Raw genomic sequence first — 20,387 nt, forward strand, 5'->3', positions numbered from 1 at the left:
GAAGCCGGCGGCGGGTACTCAGCCCTGCTGGAACAGCTCCGCCGGCAGCGGCTTGAGCAGGGTGTACAGGTCGTCGGTGATGGGGCGGTCCCAGGCGGCGATGGTGACCAGCACCTTGTCGCTGCGGTCGAACTGCACACAGGAGATGCGGGTCTCGGAGAGCTTGAGACGGCGCACGATCAGAAGGTTGTCACCCTGCATCACCGGCATGTCCTCGGTGCCGACGACGGTGACCTCCTCGTCGTTCTCCAGCGCGAGCAGCAGCTGGGCGACCTCGAAGGGGACCTCTCCCTCGGGTACGTCCCGGGCCGGGGAGCCCTCCGGCAGATTGCCGATGATCATCGCGGGGCCCCGGCCGCCGAACAGGTCGTAGCGCAGGAAGACGCCCTGGCAGCTGCCGTCGGGAGCGGGCAGCAGGCCGGCGCCGAGGTTGCCCGGCCAGTCGCCCGGGTCCATGGCCAGGACATCGAAGTCGGGCCCGGCGGGAGTGGCACTGCGGCGGCGGAGGAAGGACATGCCGCAATGGTACGTGCACGGCCGTGAACCGGGCCCCGCGGGCGCCCCTGTGACCGCCCTCGGGACGGCTGTTCCTCCCGACCTATTGGGCCGCCCGTTCCTCCAGCGCGGAACCGAGCCCCGTACGCTCCGTTCCCACCTTCCGGTAGACCGCCGACAGCAGTCGCACGACGGTCCGCTTGTCGGTGTGCAGCTCCTCGGCGATCTCGGCCGGAGTGCGGCCCCGCACCGTCAGCGCGGCCGCGGTGCGCTCACGGACGGTGAGTGCGTCCGTCTCGGCGCGGTGCGGCCGGCGCGGCCCGAGCCCGGCGGCGGCCAGCTCGTCGCGGGCCTCGTCGACGCGCCCGTCGGCACCGCACTGCACGGCCGCGTCGAGTCCGCGGTAGAGGTGTTCGGCGGCTTCCTCGGGGCGTCCGGCGCGACGGAGCTCGGTGCCGAGCGCGATCAGCGCGCAGGCGAGTTCGTAGGCGGCCGGGGAAGTCTCCAGGTGGCCGACGGACTCCTCGATGAGTTCGACGCGGGCCGAGCCGGCGGAGACCTCCGCCGCCACCCGCAGTGCCTGTCCGACCGCAGAGGGGGCGCCGAACTGGCGGGCGCGGTCGACCGCTTCGCGTGCCGTGCCGATGGCGCGTTCCGGGGTGTCGTGGCTCTCGGCCCGGGCGAGGTGCAGCTGCCAGGGACACCAGGCGGGGTTGCGAATGCCGCGCGGGTCGAGGCGGCGCCCCGCCGCGGACAGTTCGGTGACCGCGTCCTTGGTCAGACCGCGGGCGAGGAGCAGTTCGCCGTACACGGTCTGGACGTCCGGGAAGGTCACGGCGGCGGGGAAGGGCGGGCCGAACGAGTAGTCCTCGGCGGTCCGCGCCGCCTCGGCGACCCGGCCGCGGGCGAGCAGGATCTCGATGAGGACACCGACGGAATACCAGTGCACGGGAGTGGCGGCCCCGACGCGCTCCGCGAGCCTGAGGCCTGCCCGGGCGAAGTCCTCGGCCTCGGTGAGACGACCGCGCCGGAAGCGTACGTACGCGAGCAGGGTGTAGCCGAAGGAGAGGTGGGCGCCGTGCCAGCCCTGGGATTCGAAGTCGGCGATCCCGGTGGCGAAGAGTTCCTCGGTGCGGACCGGCCGGTCCGCGTACATGAAGGTGAGGGCGACCAGGACGGGCACCTCGAAGCCGCGGCCGGCCTCGGCCCAGCCGAGTCCTCCGGTGAGGGCGCGTTCTGCGTGCTGGAGGGCGACGTGGGCGGGTTCGCCGCGCAGCGTGGCGTCCCAGGCGCGCAGGCCGATGACGTAGCGCTCGGTGAGGTCGCGGCCGGTCAGCCGGTCGGCGAGGCGGGCCAGTCGGCGGGAGCGGGCGGGCGAGTCGGGTTCGTCGGCGCGGAAGGCGTCCCACATGAACTGTTCGGACTGCATGCGCAGCCGTACCCGGGCGTCGCCGGTCAGGGAAATCTCGTGGGCGAGCGTCTCGGAGGATTCGGCTAGGCGGTCGCTGTGGGCGAGGACCTGGGAGAGGCGGTAGACGATGTTGCGGCGCAACTCCGGGTCGGCGATGGGTTCTTCGAGGGCGGCACGCAAGTGGTTGACCGTGGTCGACGGCTCGGTGAGCAGGGAGGCGCAGCCCAGTTCGTACAGGACGGCGGCGCGTTCCTCGAAGGGCGGCGGTTCGCGCAGCGCGCGGGCGAGATAGCGGCGGGCGGCGTCGGGGGCGCCCGCGCGCAGGTTCTCGCGGGCGGCGGCGCGCAGTTGCTGGACGATCCAGTCGTCGCCGTCGGGGTGGGTCTCCATGAGGTGCCGTGCGGCGGCCGACGGGCCGAGCCCCTCGTCGACCACGCACCAGGCGGCCTGGCCGTGCAGCGCCACGCGGATGCCGCCGGGGATCGCGCGGTAGACCGCGGTGGCGATGAGCGGGTGCACGAACTCCAGGGTGTCGACTCCGGTGAGGACGCGGGCGCCGCGCAGGGCGTCGGCCGCGTCGGCGGCCTCCTCGGTGCCGAGTCCGGCGACGGCGGCGGCGAGCGTCGGTTGGATCTCGGTGCCGAGGACCGCGCAGGCCCAGGCGAACCGCACGGTCGACGTGCCAAGGCGTTCCAGGCGGGCGATCAGGCCGCTGCCCTTGACGGCGGCGGCCAGGTCGCGCAGCAGATACGCTCCCCCCTCGGTCGGGGTCAGCCCCCGGTCGCGTACCTTCGCGGTCAGCTCGACCGCCTCGAACGGGTTGCCCGCGGTGACCGCCCAGCATTCGCGGCAGAACGCGTCGTCGGCCCGGCTGCCGAGGTCCTCCCGTACGAGGCGGGCGACGGCCACGGCGCTGAGTGGTTCGAGACCGATGGGGCGCTGGCCCGCGCGGCCGGGCAGTTTCCTGAACGCCTCGGCGTGGTCGGGGAGTTCCTCGGGCCGGTAGGCGACGACGAGCAGCAGCGGCAGTTCCTCCGCGCGCGGCGCGAAAGCGGCGAGCCAGCTCAGTGATTCCGGGTCGGCCCAGTGCGCGTCGTCCAGGACGAGCACCATCGGGGCGCGCCGCACGGCGAGGTGAGTGAGCACCCAGTCGAGTCCGTCGCGCAGGCCCTGCTGGTCGGGCGGGGCGCCTTCGGCGGGCGCGCAGAGCCCGAGTGCCGGGCCGACGATCGTGTACCAACTCCCGAGCGAGGAGCGGATCTCGGACTCGGCGGCACCGGCGAGCTGTGGTTGCAGCAGCTGCCGGGCGACGTGGAAGGCGACGCTCTGTTCCTGGTCGCCGCCGCGTGCGGAGAGCACGGTGCAGCCTTTGGCCGCGGCGCGGCGGCGGATCTCGGCGAGGAGTGTCGTCTTGCCCAGTCCGGCGCGTGCGGCGAAGGCGAGGAGGGCGCCGCGGGGACGCCCCGGTGCTTCGGAGCCGTCTCCGCGCAGTCCGGTGAGTTCGCCCAACGCCTCTTCGGCCGCGGCGAGTTCACTCTCCCTCTCGAAAAGCGTCCTGCTGTTCCGTGCGTTGCGCTGCCCCATGCTGTACCCCCTGTCACGGTGCGCACCGGCGCGGGGAGCAGGTGCGCTCCGTGACCAACAGGCAGCTCAGCGTACGCCGGAAGCACTCCGGAGGATGCCGTTCGACCACTGTTCCCCACCAAACGACTCATGTCGTCCTGGGCGCGGACCGGCCGTACAGCCGATGGTGGAGTGTCGGAACGGAGCGGCGACAATGGTCGCGCCGGGCACGACCGGTCCGGCGTGACCAGGGACGGGGTAGCGGGTGTCGCCACGGTCGGCGGAGGCCAACGAGGAGTTGAGGGCACAGTCGCGGGAGAGGATGCTCGCGGCGGCCCTGGAGGTCTTCGCCGAGAAGGGCTACCACGAGGCCACCATCTCGGAGATCACCGCGCGGACCGGTGTCTCCCGTGGACTGCTCACGTACTACTTCCCCGGCAAGCGCGCGGGGCCGAGGAACCCGCGGTGGAGGAGGTCCCGCTGCGCAGCGTCCTGGCAGGCGTGATCTTCAAGAACGTCGTCTACGGCGACCAGTACCCGGCGGAGACGATCCGCCGTCGTCTGTACGCCCTCTACGCTCTTCCCGCGCCGGAGGCCGGTCTGCCGTTGCCCTCCGGCCCGCCCCGGACGGATCGGATGCGGGCCGCGCGGGCACCCGGCGGCTGAACACGCCGTCGACAGGCGGGAGGTGCGGGCTCAGGCCCGCTGCTCGGCGCGGTCCTGCAGGGCCTGCTCGACGGCGTCACGGACGCGGGCGTCCTCGCGCTGTTTACGGCGGGCGCGGTTGCGGCGGCGGAGGAGGTACACGGCCGCGCCGGCTGCGAGCAGGACGACGACCAGCAGAACGAGGGTCCAGGGCACGGCCCAGCCGGTGGTCGTGGCCCGGACGAACTTGAGGGAGGTGGTCGAGCCGGCGGCGTCGGTGATGGCGGGGGTGACGGTCGCCTCGGCCGTGAGGCGGATGGCGGGAGTGACGTCGTCCACGGGGACCACGACATTCCAGCGCTCGCCGGGGAGCAGCTCCGGTACGGCGGCGATGCGGCCGGCCCGGGTGTTCAGCGTTCCGAAGGGGCCGCTGAGGGTGACCTGCTGGGCTCCGGAGAGCAGGGCGTTGCCGGTGTTGTGGAGCGTGTAGGTGACGGTGGCGTCGCCCTGGCCGAAGGGGTTGGCGGTGCCGTGGTAGTCGACGTGCAGGTTCTCGATGGCGAGTGTGGGCTTCAGAGCGCCGCTGACGCGCAGCTTGATCCGGATGCCGAGGCGTCGGTCGACGGCGATGCCCTCGGTGTCGTCGGACTGTTTGAGCGACGTGAGGATGCCGCCGACGTAGTCACCGGGGGTGGCGTTGCGCGGGACGGTGACGGCGAAGGGGATTTCGGCCGTCCTGCCGGGGGCGATCCGGACGCTGTCCTTGGTGGCGCGGACCCAGGCGCCGATGCCGACGGACTTCTTCTCCGGTGTGAGGAGGTCGAGTTGGCCCTTCTCCGTGGTGTAGCCGTCGGAGGCGTAGAGCGCGAGACGGAGTGGACTCCCGCTGTGGTTGGCGACGACCATGGCGTCCTTGACCTGACCGCCGGGGTTGACGCCGTAGCTGAAGCTGGACCGGTCGTCCCCGAACCCGTTCGCGGCGGTCCTGACCGTCCAGGTCACGTCGCCGTCGGCCGCCTGGGCGGGGCCGGTGGACGTGCCGGTGAGTACGAGGGCCGCCAGCAGCGCCAGGACGACGGAACGCAGCAGGTCGGGGACGGTACGGCGGCGGGATGGGGATGTGCGCATCAGGGGGTTCTCCTGGAAGGGGCGGGGCAGGCGGAGCGGCCGAGTGGCTGCCCCGCCTGCCCCGCGGGTGGAGCGGGTTGGGTCAGCTGCTCAGTGCGGTGATCGTGAGGGTGGCGCGGTAGCCGCCCTTCTGGACGGAGTCAGGGATCTTGAGGTCCAGGTCCGCGCCCAGCTTCGCCTTGCCGCGGGCGTGACCCTGCTCGGCGGAGCTGAGGCCGCGCGAGACGGAGAGGCCCTTGCCCTGGTCGTCGTAGCCCGAGGCCACGGAGACACCGGCCTGGGCACCGGCTCCCTGGTCGAGGACGTACGGCGTCCAGCCGAGGTAGGAGCCGGGGAACGTCTTGTCGGCGTCCTTGAAGTCGCTCACGTTGGCCGACACCGACCACGGGGAGAGCGTGCGGCGGGAGTCCGTGACGAGGATCGGGTTGATCTTGCCGGAGGCGGTGAAGTGGTCGCCGTCCTCCTCCTTGGCGGTACCGAGGTCCACCAGACCGTTGTAGCCGTCGATGGTCCAGCCGAACTCACCCGGAGCCGCGTCGGGCACGTTGACCTGGAGGGACTGGCCGTCTCCGTTGTACGGGTGGACGCTCACCTTGTCGACCACCGAGCCGACGGGCTGCTCGGCGGTGGTGTTGTTGCACCAGTCGCCGTGCTCGACCTCGGAGTTGGGGGCCGCGCAGGTGCCGCTGCGGATGTTCTCCACGACGAGCTTCTCGTCGCGCACCTGCACCTTGACGTAACTGCGGACGTGCTCCTGGTTCTGCACCGAGTTGTACCAGTAGCTGTCCGGGTTCAGCGGGTCCGCGCCGTTGCCGGCACCGCTGGTCCCGCTGTTGTCGGGCGCGGTGATGTCGTAGTACTTGGACCCCGAGGAGGAGTTGGCGGTGACGTACAGGACGCCGCCGGGGCCGGGGTAGACGTCAGCGGCACCGGGCTGCTCGTCCTTGTCGGCCTTCGCACCGTTCTTGATGAGGTAGCTACGGGAGTAGCTGTGGTCATGGCCCTGCAGGACGAGGTCCACGCCGAGCTTGGAGAAGGTGGTCGGGAAGTCGACGCGGCGCACCTTGTTGTCGCCGTCCTTGGCGTGGGAGGCCGGGGAGTAGATCGAGTGGTGGTAGACGAGCACCTTCCACTTGGCCTCGGAGCCATGCTGGTTGATGACGTCCGTGACGTACTTGGTGTGCGCCTCGTCGCCGCCGCCACCCTGGGTGCTGGTGTAGCTGTTGCTGTTGAGGTCGATGAACAGCACATCCTTGTAGATGTACCAGTAGTCGCCGCCAGAGGTGTTGGAGGCCGGGTTGCCGTTCGAGTAGTACGCGCCCGAGCGGTCCGTGTTCGGCGTGGAGAAGTGCTGCTCGTACGCCTTGCCGCCGACGTCATGGTTGCCGATGGTGGCGGCGAACGGGTACTGGCGCAGCTGGTCGGGGGCGAGGAACGCGTTCCACTGGGACTCTGTGTTGGCGGTCTCGACCTGGTCGCCGCCGGAGACGAGGAGTTCGGCGTTCTGGTTCGCCCGGGTGGCGACGTCGAGGGTGTCCTGCCAGCCGGCCTGGTCCTTCGCGACGTCTCCGGAGGAGCCGATCTGCGGGTCGCCCAGGAAGAGGAAGTCGTACTCGCCCTCGAAGTCCTGCGTCTTGAACGAGTAGGCGGTCGACCAGTTGCCCTCGCTGCCGACGCGGTAGGAGTAGGTGGTGTTCTCCTTGAGGCCGGTGATGGTGGCGTGGCGGTTGTAGCCGCCGCTGGTGGCGATGTTGGCGCCGCCCAGGGCGTCGAACGTGGCGGCGTCGGCGGGGAATTCGCCGGCGGTCAGCTGTGCGGTGGGGGCGACCTGGATCTTCTGGGTGGTGTCGGCCGAGGAGTACCAGCTGACGGTGCGCTGGGTCTCGTTGGCGCCGACACCGAGGACGATGCCGGTGAGGGTGGCGGAGTCGGCGGCGACCGCTGGGGACGCCAGTCCACCGCCGAAGGCCAGGAGCAGGCCCACGGATGCCGCGACGGCGATACTGCCCGCGCGGCGTCGCACAGGCCTGCCTGCCGGTGCGAAGAGCTTTGTTCTCATGAAGTGTCGTTTCTTCTGTGCACACGGTGTGTGCGTGCAATGGAGATCGTCAAGCTTTCGGTCCCAGGTAAACCCCGCATAAATGCGACCTCGGGGTCTGCTGAACATCCAGGAGGTGCCGCGCGGTTGCTCACAGCCCGAAAGTGCGCTGCACGAACCAGACCAGCCCCATGACGGCGACGCCCGCGCAGATCGCGCCGGTCGCCCACAGGCCCGCCCGGCGGGAACGGCGCCGCAGCAGGAGCAACAGCGGGAACACCAGGGCGATGATGGCCAACTGCACCGTTTCGATACCGACGTTGAAGACGAGCAGGGACCACAGCAGGGTCCACGACCATGCCGCGTCGATACCGAGGGCACCGGCGAAGCCCAGGCCGTGGACCAGGCCGAAGCAGAAGACGACACCCAGGCGAGTCCACCCGGCACGGTCCAGCGCGAAGTGACCGCCCTCCGGGACCGACAGGTCGGAGACGTGGACGCCACGCGTACGGATGCGCCACAGGTGCCAGCCGGCGACCACGGCGATGGACAGCGCGATGACGGGTTCCACGACGCGCCCCGGTACGTCCACCACGCCGAGGGCAGCGAGCAGGAACGTCACCGAGTGGGCCAGGGTGAAGCTGGTGGCCGCCAGGACGATTTCGCGCGGTCGCCGTGATCCGGCGATGAGCGCGAGCAGGAACAGGATGTGGTCGACGCCGGTCAGCAGGTGTTCGGCGCCCAGTCGGAAGAACTCCCAGAAGCGCTCGGTCCAGGCCTGGCCGAGGGAGAAGGACGGGTGGGCGGCGTCGAGGGCGGCGCTGCCGCTGTGGCCGTCGACCGTGTACGTGACGATGGTCTTGCTGCCTTTGACGTACTCCTCGGCGTCCGGGAAGAGGCCGCTGCGGATTTCGTGGTCGCCGTCGCCGCGTCCCGCACAGGTCCAGTCGAGTGTCAGCAGGGCGTAGGGCACGCCCTCTTCCCGGCCCATCCGGAACCCACCGGCCTGCTCGGCTCGGCAGGCGCCCTCGTCGGCGGAGACCGTGAAGCGCCGGGTGACGTAGTCGACGACCGTGGCGCGGTGGGTGTTGAGGGCCGCGGCCTCGGCGTCGGTGTCCCCGGCGTCGAACGCCTCGGTTCCGGCGCGGAAGAGAGGGTCCTCGTGTCCGGCGTCGGCGGCGGACACCACCAGGAGGTCGTACTCGAGTCTGAGCTCGGTCCGCAGTCGGTCGTCACCGCCACCGGTGGCGTGAACGTACACGGTTGAGGTGAAGCCGTGGGCGGCGGAGGGCTGGGCGAGGCCGAGCAGGACGACGAACACCGCCGCGGCGAGAACGACCAGTGGGCGGCGAACATGGTGTGACATGGGGCTCCTTGGGGTTGCCCGTGCACCGTGCTGGTCCGGGGTGAACCCAGGTCGGCCGTTCGGCGAACCATGTGAAAACAAACGTTCGATCGAGGCCGCGCGGCTGGAGATGTCCGAAAGCGGGAGCGCAGGATGGTGGGCACACCACCCCGCGTCAGCCTCACCAGCCACTTCCGCGAGCCCGCCACCGGCACCACACCGTGCCGGGGCGGGCCGTGTCACGGAGGACGATCGTCTTGCGCCGCCCGCTCCTGGCCGCCGCCGCCCTGACCGCGGCCGCCGCCCTCGTCACCGGCTGCGGTCGCGGTGACGCCTGGTCACAGCCGCACCCGCGGCCCTCCGCCGTCGGCGAGCTGGGCCGGGGATTCATCGCTCCGGCCGCTTCGCCCGCGCCGGAGGCGACCATCACCCCGCGGCCCGGTTCGTGGTCCGCGGTGCGGCCTTCCGACGACTTCCGGGTCGTCCTGCTGACCGCGGGCGATGACCGGCCGACGAAGACCCTCGTGACCGCGGTGCGGGAATGGGCCGATCACGAGCGGGTCGACCTGCGCACGGAGACCGTGTCCGACGTCTCCGACATGATCCCCGCCGTCGACAGGGCGATCGGCATGCGGCCGGATCTCGTCGTCAGCGCGGGCAACGACCTGATCGACGCGCTGGCGACGGTCACACCGAACCATCTCTCCCAGCAGTTCCTGGTGGTGGGAGCGGAGTTGGCCGAACCCACCCACAACGTGACCTCGGTCGACTGGTCCGGAGCGTCCTTCCGCGGCGAGGGACTCGGGATGTCCTCGGCCTACGACCCCGCGTCGTTCACCGCGGCACGTTGTGCCGCCGCGGTCCGGGCGGGTACGGCCGCGGTCCTCTCGGGGTGGACGGGGATCGTGGTGTGGGTGGACGACTTCTAGCGCCGGACTCCTCGAACGGCGTGGACGTGTCGGCGCGTTGGCCGTCGGGTCGGCGATGCGTTTCGACGGTGCGGGTAGGCCCTCAGGCGGACTTCTTGTGGCGCTCGTGGTGCCGGGCGACGCGCGCGCGGTTCACGCAGGATGCCTTGCACCACTCCTGACGTCGGTGTTCCTTGAGGAAGTAGCGCACGCAGCGCGGCGCGTGGCAGGCGCGCAGGCGCTGCCGGTCGGGGCCCGTGAGGAAGGCGATCGTGGCGGCGGCGAGCGTCGCGGTGAGCTCCGGCCGGCCGGCGGCTTCTGCCGTACGACGGGGTCGGTGCCGTCGGTCCGGGCGAGGACGGGCACCGTCAGGACGCGGGCGGTCGCCGCGTTGAGCCGCGCCAGGGCCTCGGGGACGGGCAGCAGCCTCGCCGCGTCGGCGGGGCTCGGCTGGACGCACGGCTGACGTTCCACTGGCCGCGACTCGCCCGGCAGATCAGGCTGCGCGGAGTCGTCGAACCGAGAGCGCCGAGGCCGGCGCGGCGGACTTCCTGGGGCGCGGCGCCGGGGTCCGCGCGGAGGCGCTCCTGGGCCGCCGGTCGCGCCCCTCGCCGATCTCAATGAGCGCGACACGGCGGTCAAGGAGTCCCTGGCCCGGCTCCGGGCCTGGTGCACCCGGCTGGACCCCGCACTCGCTGCGCCCCGAGTCCGTGGAGTTCCGGCAGGGCGACAAGGAGCGCCGGCACACGCGGCTCGCCCACCTGCGGGACGGCTCCGGCTGGACCAAGCGGTTGCTCTGGCCGTGAGCCGACCGGTTCCCAGGGACACGGCACATGTGCCGACCGGCTCTCGGCGCCGGGAGATCCGCCTCCGGCGCGGATCCATCTCCGTCCGGGCACCGGCTCAGGTCAGGTCGAACTCGCCCTCCCGTGCCCCCGACACGAACGCGCCCCACTCCGCCGGGGTGAAGATCAGGGAAGGGCTTTCGGGCCGGCCGCTGTTGCGCATCGCGATGAAGCCCTCGACAAAAGCGATCTGGACGTCTCCCCGCCCTTGGCTGCTCGAATGCCAGTCGGCCCTGCTGAGGTCCAGCTCCGGCTTGTCCCAGCCCGCGAGCGGGTGCTGGTCAATGGTGCTTTCGGCCACGTCCGTGCTCCTCCCGGTTCGTCGTCCGCGGCCAGCCTAGCGATCGGTTCGGGCGGCGGACAGGCCACGTGAGGGGGACGGTTTCAGGAGGCGGGCGGCGCGGCCCCGACCAGCCACATCGAGAAGAACTGAGATCCGCCGCCGTACGCGTGCCCCAGCACCCTGCGCGCGCCGTCGACCTGGTGATCTCCCGCCTGCCCGCGCACCTGGAGCGCCGCCTCGGCGAACCGGATCATGCCGGAGGCGCCGATCGGATTGGCGGAGAGCACCCCGCCCGACATGTTGACGGGCAGGTCACCGTCGAGCTCCGTCACCCCGGACTCGGTCAGCTTCCAGCCCTCGCCCTCCTCGGCGAAACCCAGGTTCTCCAGCCACATCGGCTCGTACCAGGAGAACGGTACGTACATCTCGACGGCGTCGATGTCCCGGCGCGGGTCGGCGATCCCGGCCTGCCGGTACACGTCGGCCGCGCAGTCCTTGCCCGCCTGCGGCGACACGAAGTCCTTGCCCGCGAAGAGAGTCGGCTCACTGCGCATCGCGCCGCCGTGCAGCCACGCGGGCGGCCGGGGCGAACGGGCCGCCCCCGCACGGTCGGTGAGGATCATCGCGCAGGCGCCGTCCGAGGACGGGCAGGTCTCCGAGTACCTGATCGGGTCCCAGAGCATGGGCGAGGCCTGGACCTTCTCCAGGGTGATGTCGTGCTCGTGGAGATGCGCGTACGGGTTCTTGAGCGCGTTGCGGCGGTCCTTGTACGCGACCAGCGAGCCGACCGTGTCGGGCGCGCCCGTGCGCCGCATGTACGCCCGTATGTGCGGCGCGAAGAAGCCGCCCGCGCCGGCCAGCAGCGGCTGGGTGAAGGGGATCGGCAGCGACAGGCCCCACATGGCGTTCGACTCGGACTGCTTCTCGAAGGCCAGGGTCAGGACGGTGCCGTGGACGCGCCCGGCGATGAGGTTGGTGGCGACGAGTGCGGTCGAGCCGCCGACCGAGCCCGCCGTGTGCACCCGGAGCATCGGTTTGCCGACCGCGCCGAGCGCGTCGGCGAGATACAGCTCCGGCATCATGACGCCCTCGAAGAAGTCGGGCGCCTTGCCGATGACGACCGCGTCGATATCGGCCCAGGTCAACTCGGCGTCTGCCAAAGCCCGTTGGGCGGCCTCTCGGACCAGTCCCGCGATCGACACGTCGCGCCGGGCGGCCACGTGCTTGGTCTGGCCGATGCCTACGACGGCCACGGGCTCCTTGCTCATCGGGCATCTCCTTCGAGTACGGCGACCAGGTTCTGCTGGAGGCACGGGCCCGAAGTGGCGTGGGCCAGCGCCCGGTCGGACTCGCCGCGGTGGATACGGGCGGCGGCCTCACCGATGCGGATGAGCCCTGCCGCCATCACCGGGTTGGCGGCGAGCGCTCCGCCGGACGGGTTGACGTTCACCTCGTCCCCGAGGCGCAGCGCCTTGCGCAGGACGACCTCCTGGGAGGTGAACGGCGCGTGCAACTCGGCGGTGTCCACCGGGCGTTCGAAGACACCGGCCCGCTCGGCGGCCAGCCGGGTGGACGGCGAGTCGGTCAGGTCGCGCACACCGAGGCTGTGGGCCTCGATGCGGTGGTCGATGCCCCGGATCCAGGCGGGCCGCGCGCACAGTTCGCGGGCCCGCTCCCCCGCCGCGAGGATCACCGCGGCGGCTCCGTCGCCGATGGGCGGGCAGTCGCCGGTACGCAGCGGACGTACGACGTACTCTCCCTGGGCCACCGAACCGCTGAGCTGGGCATGGGAGTTGGCGGATGCCGACGCCCGGCTGCGAGTGGCGACCGCGGCGAGCGCGGGTTCGTCGGCCTCACCGACGTCGATGAGCGCCTGCGCCTGTAGCGCCGCGAGCGCGACGGAGTCGGGCCACAGCGGGGCCAGGTAGTACGGATCGAGCTGCCGGGTCAGGACGTCGCGCACGGAGCCGGGCGACGACTTGCCGTACCCGTACACGAGCGCGGTGTCGGCGTCGCCGCTCAGCAGCTTCGTCCAGGCCTCGTACAGTGCCCACGCGCCGTCCATCTCCACGTGCGACTCGGAGATCGGCGGCCAGGCACCGACCCCGTCGAGCGCCATGGTGAAGGAGAAGGCGCGGCCCGCCAGGTAGTCCGAGGAGCCGGAGCAGGTGAACCCGATGTCGCTGGTCCTCAGCCCTGTCTGGTCGAGGACGTCGTGCAGGACGGGGATGAGCATCTCCACCTCGGAGTGCTCGTCGCTGGTGCGCCGGTGGTCGGTCTGTGCGAAGGCGACCACGGCAATCTCACGCGTCACAGCAGCTCCTTGTACAGGTCGTAGTCCGCGTCCGGTTCGCCGGTCGGCCGGTAGTGGTCGGGGTAGCTGCCGCCTTCCGTCCACACCGGTTCGACGCGCAGGCCCATGCGCACCTGGTCGTAGGGGATGCCGCCGATCCGGCCGTGCAGCGCGAGGTCGGCGCCGTCAAGGGCGATGTGCGCGTAGACGTAGGGCACTTCGATGTCGAGGTTCTTCGCCTTGATGTTCACGATGCAGTACGTCGTGACGGTGCCGCCGGGGCCCACTTCCACCTGTTCCGAGGTCGCGACCCCGCAGGTGGGGCAGGCGCCCCTGGGCGGGACGTACACCTTGCGGCAGGACGGGCAGCGTTCGCCGACGGTCCGCCGCTCGGCGAGGGCGCCGATGTAGGCCGACTGGGCGCGGCCCGGCGAGTAGACGTAGTCGAGGCGGGCGGGGGCGACGATGCCGGTCACCATGTCCTCGAAGCGGCCGTCGTGCCCGGTCGCTTCGCTCTGCCCAGGGTCGCCGTCGTCGGGCTCGAAGCAGGCGATGTCGGTGATGGCGCCGGAGCGTTCCCCGGCCCAGCGGACCCGGACGCGCATTCCCGTGTGCACGGCGTCGGGGCCGGGGGCGTCGAGGGCGTGCAGGATGCCGGTGTCGGCGCCGTCGAGCCGGACCAGGACCCAGGCGAAGGGAGTGTCGAGGGGCTGGCCACGGCGGGGGGCCTGGTTCCAGGCCCAGGTGGTGACGGTGCCGGTGGGGGCGACCTGGAAGAGGTCGCGGATCTCCTCGGCGGTGACCGGGTCGTACTCGACGGGCGGTACGAGCGTCCGGCCGTCGCCGGTGCGCACGCCGAGCACGACGCGCTCGCGCAGGCCGGTCAGGAAGGCGCTCTGGACGGGGCCGAGCGAGCGGGTGAAGGGGAACTCGAGGACGAGGGGGGCTTTGAGGACTTCGGGCATCCCAGCTGTCTCCTTCGGAGGTCAGACGCGCCGGTGGTCGGGGGTCGGGCGGCACCGGTGGGTCAGAGGCCGGTCTCGCCCGTGGACGGAGGTCAGGCGCGCCGGTAGACGGGCGGGCGCTTCTCGGCGAAGGCGCGGGAGCCCTCCTTGGCGTCGGCGGTGTCGAAGACCGGCCAGCCGCGGGTCAGTTCGGCGGCGAGTCCGTCGGTCTCGGTCATCTCGGCGGTCTCGTACACGGAGGCCTTGATCGCCTCGACGGCCAACGGGCCGCAGGCGTTGACCTGTTCGGCGATCGCGAGGGCCTTGTCGAGGGCGGTCCCGTCGGGGACGACATGCCCGATCAGACCGATGTCGGCGGCTTCCCGCGCCGAGTAGGGGCGGCCGGTGAGCAGCATTTCGAGAGCGTGGGTGCGCGGGATCTGCCGCTGGAGGCGCACGGTGGAACCGCCGATGGGGAACAGTCCGCGCCGCACCTCGAAGAGCCCGAAGGTCGCTGACCGGCCGGCGACGCGGATGTCGGTGCCCTGGAGGATCTCGGTGCCGCCCGCCACGCAGTGCCCTTCGACGGCGGCGATCACCGGCTTGCGGGGGCGGTGATGGCGGAGCATCGCCTTCCAGTGCAGATCCGGGTCCGCCTTCAGCCGGTCCCGGTACTCCTCGCCCTCCATGCCCTTTCCGGCCAGCGCCTTGAGGTCCATCCCGGCGCAGAAGGCGCCGCCCGCGCCGGTGAGCACGATCGAGCGGATCTCGCTGTCCTCGTCGGCCTCGAGCCAGCCGTCGTGGAGACCGACCAGCATCGGCAGCGACAGCGCGTTCCTGGCCTCGGGCCTGTTGAGCGTGAGCACCAGTGTGGCGCCTTCGCGCTGCACGGTGAGGTGTTCCGTCCCACCCATGGGCTTCCTCCCGTCTCGGACCGTTCCGGATGCGAGAACAGGTTGCAGTAGGCGCGATGCCAGTACAAGAGTTTTCTGACAGGTAGTCAGATTTCTTGTGCGCGGACCCTTCACAGTTGTGGGCGCCTTTGCTCTGATGACCGTCGAACCGATGGCGTCGAGCCGCTGGGCGGTCACGGTCGTCCGAGGTCAGGAGGAGCGGTGGAGTACAACCTTGCCGACCTGTTCGAGTCGGTCGTCGACGTGGTCCCCGACCGCGAGGCGCTCGTGTACATCGACCATCCCGGTACGGGTGCGGAGCGCCGGCTGACGTACGCGCAGCTGGACGCGGCGGCGAACCGTGTCGCGCACCACCTCATCGACAGCGGCATCCGCCCCGGGGAACACCTCGGGCTGCACCTCTACAACGGCATCGAGTACCTGCAGACCGTGCTCGGCTGCCTGAAGGCGCGGGTCGTCCCGGTCAACGTCAACTACCGATACGTGGAAGAGGAGTTGGCCTACCTCTACCAGGACGCGGATCTGGTGGCCCTGGTCTTCGACGCGGAGTTCAGCGGGCGCGTGGCGGCGGCGCTGCCGCGGGCTCCGGGCCTGCGCCATCTCGTCAGGGTGGGAGAGCCCGCGTCGGACGCCGTCGCACCGCCCGCCGTCGACTTCGCCGACGCCGAGACGGCCGCGTCCCCCGAGCGGGGGTTCCCGCGGCGCTCCGCGGACGACCAGTTCATCATCTACACCGGCGGCACGACCGGGTTGCCCAAGGGTGTGATGTGGCGTCAGGAAGACCTTTTCTTCTCCGGGTTGGGCGGTGGCGCGCCGACGGGCGAGCCGGTCGGACGTCCGGAGGAACTGGCCGAGCGCGTCGCGGCCGGAGGTGCGGGGATCACCTTCTTCCCCACTCCCCCGCTGATGCACGGCACTTCGACGCTCACAGCCTTCATCGGCTTCAACTTCGGCCAACGCATCGTCATCCACCGCAAGTTCGTGCCGGAGGAAGTGCTGCGGACGATCGAGAAGGAACGGGTCACCAGCGTGTCACTGGTCGGCGACGCGATGCTGCGGCCGCTGATCGACGCGCTCAACGGTCCCATGAAGGGCACCGACTGCTCCTCCATGTTCAGCGTGTCCTCGTCCGGCGCGATCATGTCGGAGACGGTGCGCGAGCAGTTCCAGGCTCTCGTCCCGAACGTGATGCTGCTCAATAACTTCGGCTCGTCGGAGTCCGGCTTCAACGGTACGGCGACAGCGGACTCGGGACCGGCGCGCGGCTTCCGGCTGCGGGTCAACTCCCGTACTCAGGTGGTGGATCCGGCCACCCACGAACCGATCGCCGTGGGCGAACCCGGCCGCATCGCACAGCGCGGCCACGTGCCCCTCGGCTACTACAACGACCCGAAGAAGAGCGCCGAGACCTTCTTCCAGCGGGGCGGCGAGCGCTGGGTGCTCCTCGGCGACATGGCCACCGTCGACGAGGAGGGCATCGTCACCGTCCTCGGCCGCGGCTCCCAGTGCATCAACACCGGGGGCGAGAAGGTCTATCCGGAAGAGGTCGAGCAGGCCCTCAAGTCCCATCCCGACGTCTACGACGCCCTGGTCGCCGGGGTACCGGACGAGAAGTGGGGAAACCACGTGGCGGCGGTGGTCCAGCTCCGTCGCGGCGCGGACCAGCCGTCCCTGGACGACATCCAGAGCCACTGCCGCTCCCACCTCGCCGGCTACAAGATCCCCCGCCAGCTCGTCATCACGGACACCATCCAGCGGTCGCCGAGCGGGAAGGCGGACTACCGGTGGGCCCGGTCGGTGGCGACGGAAGCGGCTCCCTGAGGGCTCCCGGCGCACCGGGCACGCCTCCGTCCCGCCGACCCGCACTAGAGTGAAAACGTGACCTCCTTGCCGGAAAAGCCACCGCCCCTCATCAGTGATGACGACCGGGACAGGGCCGTGCGGCGCGTGCAGGAGGGATACGCCGAGGGGCTCCTCTCGCACGAGGAGATGGACGAACGTCTGCACCAGGTGCTGACCGCGAGGACACGCGGTGAGCTGGTGCCGGCTCTGACCTCGCTCCCGGCGGAGCCCGCGGAGAGCACGGCCACGATCGGCGCCGCCGGCGGACGGATCCAGCGGCGCGGCGCGTGGCGGGTGCCTCGGAACCTCAAGGTCGAGTCCGCGTTCGGAAGGGTGCACCTCGACCTGTCCCGGGCGGTCATCGAGCATCCGGTGGTCGACATCGAGTTGCGGCTCGGCACCGGCAGGGCCCGGATCACGGTTCCCCGCGACGCGACCGTCGAGGTCGGGGAACTGCACACCGGTTGGAAGGACTGGCGCTACAAGGTCCCGCGTCGTTCCGGCTCCGGCGGCCCGACGATCCGGATCTCGGGGACCATGGGGTTCGGACGGCTGAAGATCCGCCACGCACGCCGATGACGGCGAGGGTGCGTGCGCCGGTCCACCACTGACAGGCGCACGGCCCAGGCGGTCACAAGGGGCGGAAACGCCCGCCACCTGTCCACGGGCGCCGCCACCCGCGAGTACTCGCGAAGTCGCCACCCTCGAGGACTCGCGAAAATGTGCGCGCCGACCACTTGCCCCAGACCGAGCGGCCTGAATTACTGATCCCGAACAGCACGACCGAATGATCGGTCGCCCGAATTGACGCGGCTGGTGAGGGAGAAGTCCGATGGCGGATTCCATGGACTCCACAGGCTCCACGGACTCGAAGCGCCTGCTCGACCCGGGCGAGCTGCTCGACGCGGAGGGCCTGCGGGCGCTCCAGCTGGAGCGTCTGCGGTCCTCGCTGCGGCACGCGTACGAGAACGTGCCGTTCTATCGGGCGTCCTTCGACAAGGCCGGCGTACGCCCCGACGACTGCCGCACGCTCGCCGACCTGGCGCGGTTCCCGTTCACCGTGAAGGCGGACCTGCGCGAGAACTATCCGTACGGGATGTTCGCCGTCCCCCAGGACCGGATCCGGCGGATTCACGCGTCGAGCGGCACCACCGGGCGTCCCACCGTCGTCGGATACACGGAGGGCGACCTGTCCATGTGGGCCGACATGGTGGCCCGTTCGATCCGGGCGGCGGGTGGACGGCCCGGCGACAAGGTTCACGTGGCCTACGGCTACGGCCTGTTCACCGGCGGGCTCGGCGCACACTACGGCGCCGAACGGCTCGGCTGTACGGTGATCCCCGCGTCCGGCGGCATGACGGCACGTCAGGTCCAGCTGATCCAGGATCTGAAGCCCGGGATCATCATGGTGACCCCTTCGTACATGCTGACGCTGCTCGACGAGTTCGAGCGGCAGGGCGTGGACCCGCGGGGGACGTCGCTGCGGGTCGGTGTCTTCGGGGCCGAGCCGTGGACGCAGGAGATGCGGCGGGAGATCGAGGAGCGGTTCGCGATCGACGCGGTGGACATCTACGGGCTGTCGGAGGTGATCGGCCCGGGCGTCGCGCAGGAGTGCGTGGAGACCAAGGACGGTCTGCACATCTGGGAGGACCACTTCTTCCCCGAGGTCGTCGACCCGATCACCGGCGAGGTGCTGCCGGACGGCGAGGAGGGCGAGTTGGTGTTCACCTCGCTCACCAAGGAGGCGATGCCCGTCATCCGTTACCGGACACGGGACCTGACGCGGCTGCTGCCCGGCACGGCGCGTGTCTTCCGCCGGATGGAGAAGATCACCGGCCGCAGCGACGACATGGTGATCCTGCGCGGGGTCAATCTCTTCCCGACGCAGATCGAGGAGATCGTGCTGCGTACGCCGGGAGTCGCCCCCCACTTCCAGCTCCGGCTCACCCGCGAGGGCCGCCTCGACGCGCTCACCGTACGGGCCGAGGCGCGCGCCGGCGCGACACCCGAGGTCCGTGAGGCGGCCGCGCACGCCATCGTGGCGGCCGTGAAGGACGGCATCGGGGTGTCGGTCGCGGTCGAGATCGTCGAACCGGAGTCGCTGGAACGGTCGGTGGGGAAGATCAGGCGGATCGTGGATCTGCGGGAGCGGTAGAGCCGGGGCTCCGAGGCACATCGTCGGCCTGTACCCACGGGAACACGGCCCTCAGGCGAACCGCTCCCGCAGCTCCCGCTTCAGGATCTTCCCGCTCGCGTTGCGCGGCAGCTCGGCCACGAACAGCACCCGCTTGGGCGCCTTGAAGTGAGCGAGCTTCTCCCTTGCGTACGTGAGGAGTTCGGTCTCGGTGACCTCGCCCCGGGGCACGACGACGGCGGTGACGGCCTCGATCCAGCGCTCGTCGGGGAGGCCGATCACCGCCACCTCGGCGACCCCGTCATGGGTGTAGAGGGCGTCCTCGACCTGGCGTGAAGCGACCAGTACGCCACCGGAGTTGATGACGTCCTTCACCCGGTCGACGACGGTGAAGAATCCGTGGGCGTCCCGCACGGCGAGGTCCCCGGAGTGGAACCAGCCGCCGCGGAAGGCCTCGGCCGTCTCCTCGGGCTTGTCCCAGTAGCCCTCGCACAACTGCGGTGAGCGGTAGACCACTTCGCCCCGCGTCCCGTCGGGCACCTCCTCGCCGTTCTCGTCGACGACCTTCGCGTCCACGAACAGCACCGGCCGGCCGCAGGAGTCCAGCCGTCCCTTGTGCTCGTCGGGCCCGAGGACGGTGGCCAGCGGGCCGATCTCGCTCTGGCCGAAGCAGTTGTAGAAGGCCAGCTTCGGGAGCCGCTCGCGCAGCCGCTCCAGGACGGGCACCGGCATGATCGACGCGCCGTAGTACGCCTTGCGCAGTCCGCTCAGGTCGCGGTCCGCGAAGTCGGGGCGGTTCGACAGGCCGATCCACACGGTGGGCGGGGCGAACAGGCTGTCCGCGCGGCCGGCCTCGATCAGGTCGAGGATCCGGTCCGCGTCGGGCCCGTCGAGGATGACGTTCGTCGCGCCGACCGCGATGTACGGCAGCAGGAACACGTGCATCTGCGCGGAGTGGTAGAGCGGCAGCGCGTGCACGGGGCGGTCCCCGGCGCTCAGATCGAGGGCGGTGATCGCGCTCAGGTACTCGTGCACCAGGGCGCGGTGCGTCATCATCGCGCCCTTGGGGAGCGCGGTGGTGCCCGACGTGTAGAGCAACTGCACGAGCGTCTCGGTCCGCGGCTCGGCAGCCTCGTACACGGGCGAGGCGTCCAGCCGCGCGAGCAGTGAGTCGTCGGCGTCCCGCAGCGCCATCGTCCGTACGCCGTCCGGAAGCCGCGCGGCGAGGCCGGGGTCGGTCAGGACCAGGGAGCTGCCGGACTGTTCGACGATGTACGCGAGGTCCTCGCCCGTCAGGTTCTGGTTGACCGGCACGTGCACGAGTCCCGCGCGGGCGCAGGCCAGGAAGCCGATCAGGTACGCGTCCGAGTTGTGGCCGTACGCGCCGACGCGGTCGCCGGGGGCGAGCCCCTGGTCCAACAGCACGCTCGCCGCGCGGGAGACCGCCTCGTCGAGTTCCCCGTAGGTCCAGGTGCGTTCGCGGTACTCGACCGCGACGCGGGCCGGGACGCGCCGGGCGCTGCGTCGCAGGACTCCGTCAACCGTGCTGCCGTGTTCAGGCGTCATGACACGTGATCCTCGATCCGCGGAACAGGGAGG

At 71.0% G+C, this 20,387-nt stretch carries 18 protein-coding genes and 1 pseudogene; 7 read left to right on the forward strand and 12 right to left on the reverse strand.

Going from position 1 to position 20,387, the window contains the following annotated elements:
* Positions 1-18: 18 nt before the first annotated feature.
* Complete coding sequence (locus ACIBLC_RS30915; protein ID WP_388679794.1) at positions 19-516, reverse strand: hypothetical protein; 498 nt, start codon at positions 514-516, stop codon at positions 19-21.
* 82 nt (positions 517-598) lie between these two features.
* Positions 599-3,490: an ATP-binding protein gene (locus ACIBLC_RS30920; protein WP_399214625.1), complete on the reverse strand. Its 2,892-nt coding sequence runs from the start codon at positions 3,488-3,490 to the stop codon at positions 599-601.
* Positions 3,491-3,734: 244 nt separating this feature from the next.
* Here ACIBLC_RS30920 and ACIBLC_RS30925 point away from each other — a divergent pair, with 244 nt between their 5' ends.
* Together ACIBLC_RS30925 and ACIBLC_RS30930 are read left to right on the forward strand one after the other, a co-directional pair.
* On the forward strand, positions 3,735-3,974 hold the full coding sequence (locus tag ACIBLC_RS30925) for a helix-turn-helix domain-containing protein (RefSeq protein WP_399214626.1): 240 nt from the start codon (positions 3,735-3,737) through the stop codon (positions 3,972-3,974).
* The gene (locus tag ACIBLC_RS30930) at positions 3,971-4,135 is read left to right on the forward strand and encodes a hypothetical protein (RefSeq protein WP_399214627.1); all 165 of its coding nucleotides are present in this window, start codon (positions 3,971-3,973) and stop codon (positions 4,133-4,135) included. Before ACIBLC_RS30925 ends, ACIBLC_RS30930 begins: the two co-directional genes overlap by 4 nt.
* A gap of 30 nt (positions 4,136-4,165) precedes the next feature.
* Here the strand turns inward: ACIBLC_RS30930 and ACIBLC_RS30935 are convergent, their stop codons facing one another.
* From ACIBLC_RS30935 to ACIBLC_RS30945, 3 genes are all read right to left on the reverse strand, one after another.
* Positions 4,166-5,242: a WxL protein peptidoglycan domain-containing protein gene (locus tag ACIBLC_RS30935; protein WP_399214628.1), complete on the reverse strand. Its 1,077-nt coding sequence runs from the start codon at positions 5,240-5,242 to the stop codon at positions 4,166-4,168.
* A gap of 82 nt (positions 5,243-5,324) precedes the next feature.
* A complete protein-coding gene (locus ACIBLC_RS30940; protein ID WP_399214629.1) occupies positions 5,325-7,301 on the reverse strand; it encodes a fibronectin type III domain-containing protein in 1,977 nt (658 codons plus the stop codon).
* A gap of 130 nt (positions 7,302-7,431) precedes the next feature.
* The gene (locus ACIBLC_RS30945) at positions 7,432-8,646 is read right to left on the reverse strand and encodes a HupE/UreJ family protein (protein ID WP_399214630.1); all 1,215 of its coding nucleotides are present in this window, start codon (positions 8,644-8,646) and stop codon (positions 7,432-7,434) included.
* Between the two features lie 236 nt (positions 8,647-8,882).
* On the opposite strand from ACIBLC_RS30945, the gene ACIBLC_RS30950 reads away from it, so the two are divergent.
* On the forward strand, positions 8,883-9,554 hold the full coding sequence (locus ACIBLC_RS30950; RefSeq protein WP_399214631.1) for a hypothetical protein: 672 nt from the start codon (positions 8,883-8,885) through the stop codon (positions 9,552-9,554).
* Positions 9,555-9,636: 82 nt separating this feature from the next.
* Here ACIBLC_RS30950 and ACIBLC_RS30955 read toward each other — a convergent pair.
* Positions 9,637-10,208: pseudogene (locus ACIBLC_RS30955) on the reverse strand (CGNR zinc finger domain-containing protein).
* Here ACIBLC_RS30955 and ACIBLC_RS30960 point away from each other — a divergent pair.
* The gene (locus ACIBLC_RS30960; RefSeq protein WP_399214632.1) at positions 10,154-10,339 is read left to right on the forward strand and encodes a pyridoxine 5'-phosphate oxidase C-terminal domain-containing protein; all 186 of its coding nucleotides are present in this window, start codon (positions 10,154-10,156) and stop codon (positions 10,337-10,339) included. The pseudogene ACIBLC_RS30955 and the gene ACIBLC_RS30960 sit on opposite strands and share 55 nt — an antisense overlap.
* A gap of 97 nt (positions 10,340-10,436) precedes the next feature.
* Here the strand turns inward: ACIBLC_RS30960 and ACIBLC_RS30965 are convergent, their stop codons facing one another.
* From ACIBLC_RS30965 to ACIBLC_RS30985, 5 genes are all read right to left on the reverse strand, one after another.
* Positions 10,437-10,679, reverse strand: coding sequence for a DUF397 domain-containing protein (locus ACIBLC_RS30965; RefSeq protein WP_399214633.1), 243 nt, complete (start codon positions 10,677-10,679; stop codon positions 10,437-10,439).
* Between the two features lie 83 nt (positions 10,680-10,762).
* Positions 10,763-11,929: a thiolase domain-containing protein gene (locus tag ACIBLC_RS30970; protein WP_399214634.1), complete on the reverse strand. Its 1,167-nt coding sequence runs from the start codon at positions 11,927-11,929 to the stop codon at positions 10,763-10,765.
* Positions 11,926-12,975 (reverse strand): thiolase domain-containing protein, encoded by a 1,050-nt coding sequence (locus tag ACIBLC_RS30975; RefSeq protein ID WP_399214635.1) that lies wholly within the window; start codon positions 12,973-12,975, stop codon positions 11,926-11,928. The genes ACIBLC_RS30970 and ACIBLC_RS30975 overlap by 4 nt, the downstream gene beginning before the upstream one ends.
* On the reverse strand, positions 12,972-13,919 hold the full coding sequence (locus ACIBLC_RS30980) for a Zn-ribbon domain-containing OB-fold protein (RefSeq protein ID WP_399214636.1): 948 nt from the start codon (positions 13,917-13,919) through the stop codon (positions 12,972-12,974). The genes ACIBLC_RS30975 and ACIBLC_RS30980 overlap by 4 nt, the downstream gene beginning before the upstream one ends.
* A gap of 92 nt (positions 13,920-14,011) precedes the next feature.
* Entirely contained in the window at positions 14,012-14,812 is an 801-nt protein-coding gene (locus ACIBLC_RS30985; RefSeq protein ID WP_399214637.1) for a crotonase/enoyl-CoA hydratase family protein, read from the reverse strand.
* A 201-nt stretch (positions 14,813-15,013) separates the two neighbouring features.
* Here ACIBLC_RS30985 and ACIBLC_RS30990 point away from each other — a divergent pair, with 201 nt between their 5' ends.
* From ACIBLC_RS30990 to paaK, 3 genes are all read left to right on the forward strand, one after another.
* Complete coding sequence (locus ACIBLC_RS30990) at positions 15,014-16,633, forward strand: acyl-CoA synthetase (RefSeq protein ID WP_399214638.1); 1,620 nt, start codon at positions 15,014-15,016, stop codon at positions 16,631-16,633.
* 57 nt (positions 16,634-16,690) lie between these two features.
* Positions 16,691-17,233: a DUF1707 domain-containing protein gene (locus ACIBLC_RS30995; RefSeq protein ID WP_399214639.1), complete on the forward strand. Its 543-nt coding sequence runs from the start codon at positions 16,691-16,693 to the stop codon at positions 17,231-17,233.
* Positions 17,234-17,486: 253 nt separating this feature from the next.
* Complete coding sequence (gene paaK, locus ACIBLC_RS31000) at positions 17,487-18,809, forward strand: phenylacetate--CoA ligase PaaK (RefSeq protein ID WP_399214640.1); 1,323 nt, start codon at positions 17,487-17,489, stop codon at positions 18,807-18,809.
* Positions 18,810-18,860: 51 nt separating this feature from the next.
* On the opposite strand, the gene ACIBLC_RS31005 is transcribed toward paaK, so the two are convergent.
* Positions 18,861-20,354 carry an acyl-CoA synthetase gene (locus ACIBLC_RS31005; RefSeq protein ID WP_399214641.1) on the reverse strand — a complete coding sequence of 498 codons (1,494 nt, stop codon included), beginning with the start codon at positions 20,352-20,354 and terminating at the stop codon, positions 18,861-18,863.
* Positions 20,355-20,387 lie beyond the last annotated feature (33 nt).

Origin of the sequence: Streptomyces sp. NPDC050535 (genome assembly GCF_044457665.1) — a bacterium.
Classification (GTDB): domain Bacteria; phylum Actinomycetota; class Actinomycetes; order Streptomycetales; family Streptomycetaceae; genus Streptomyces.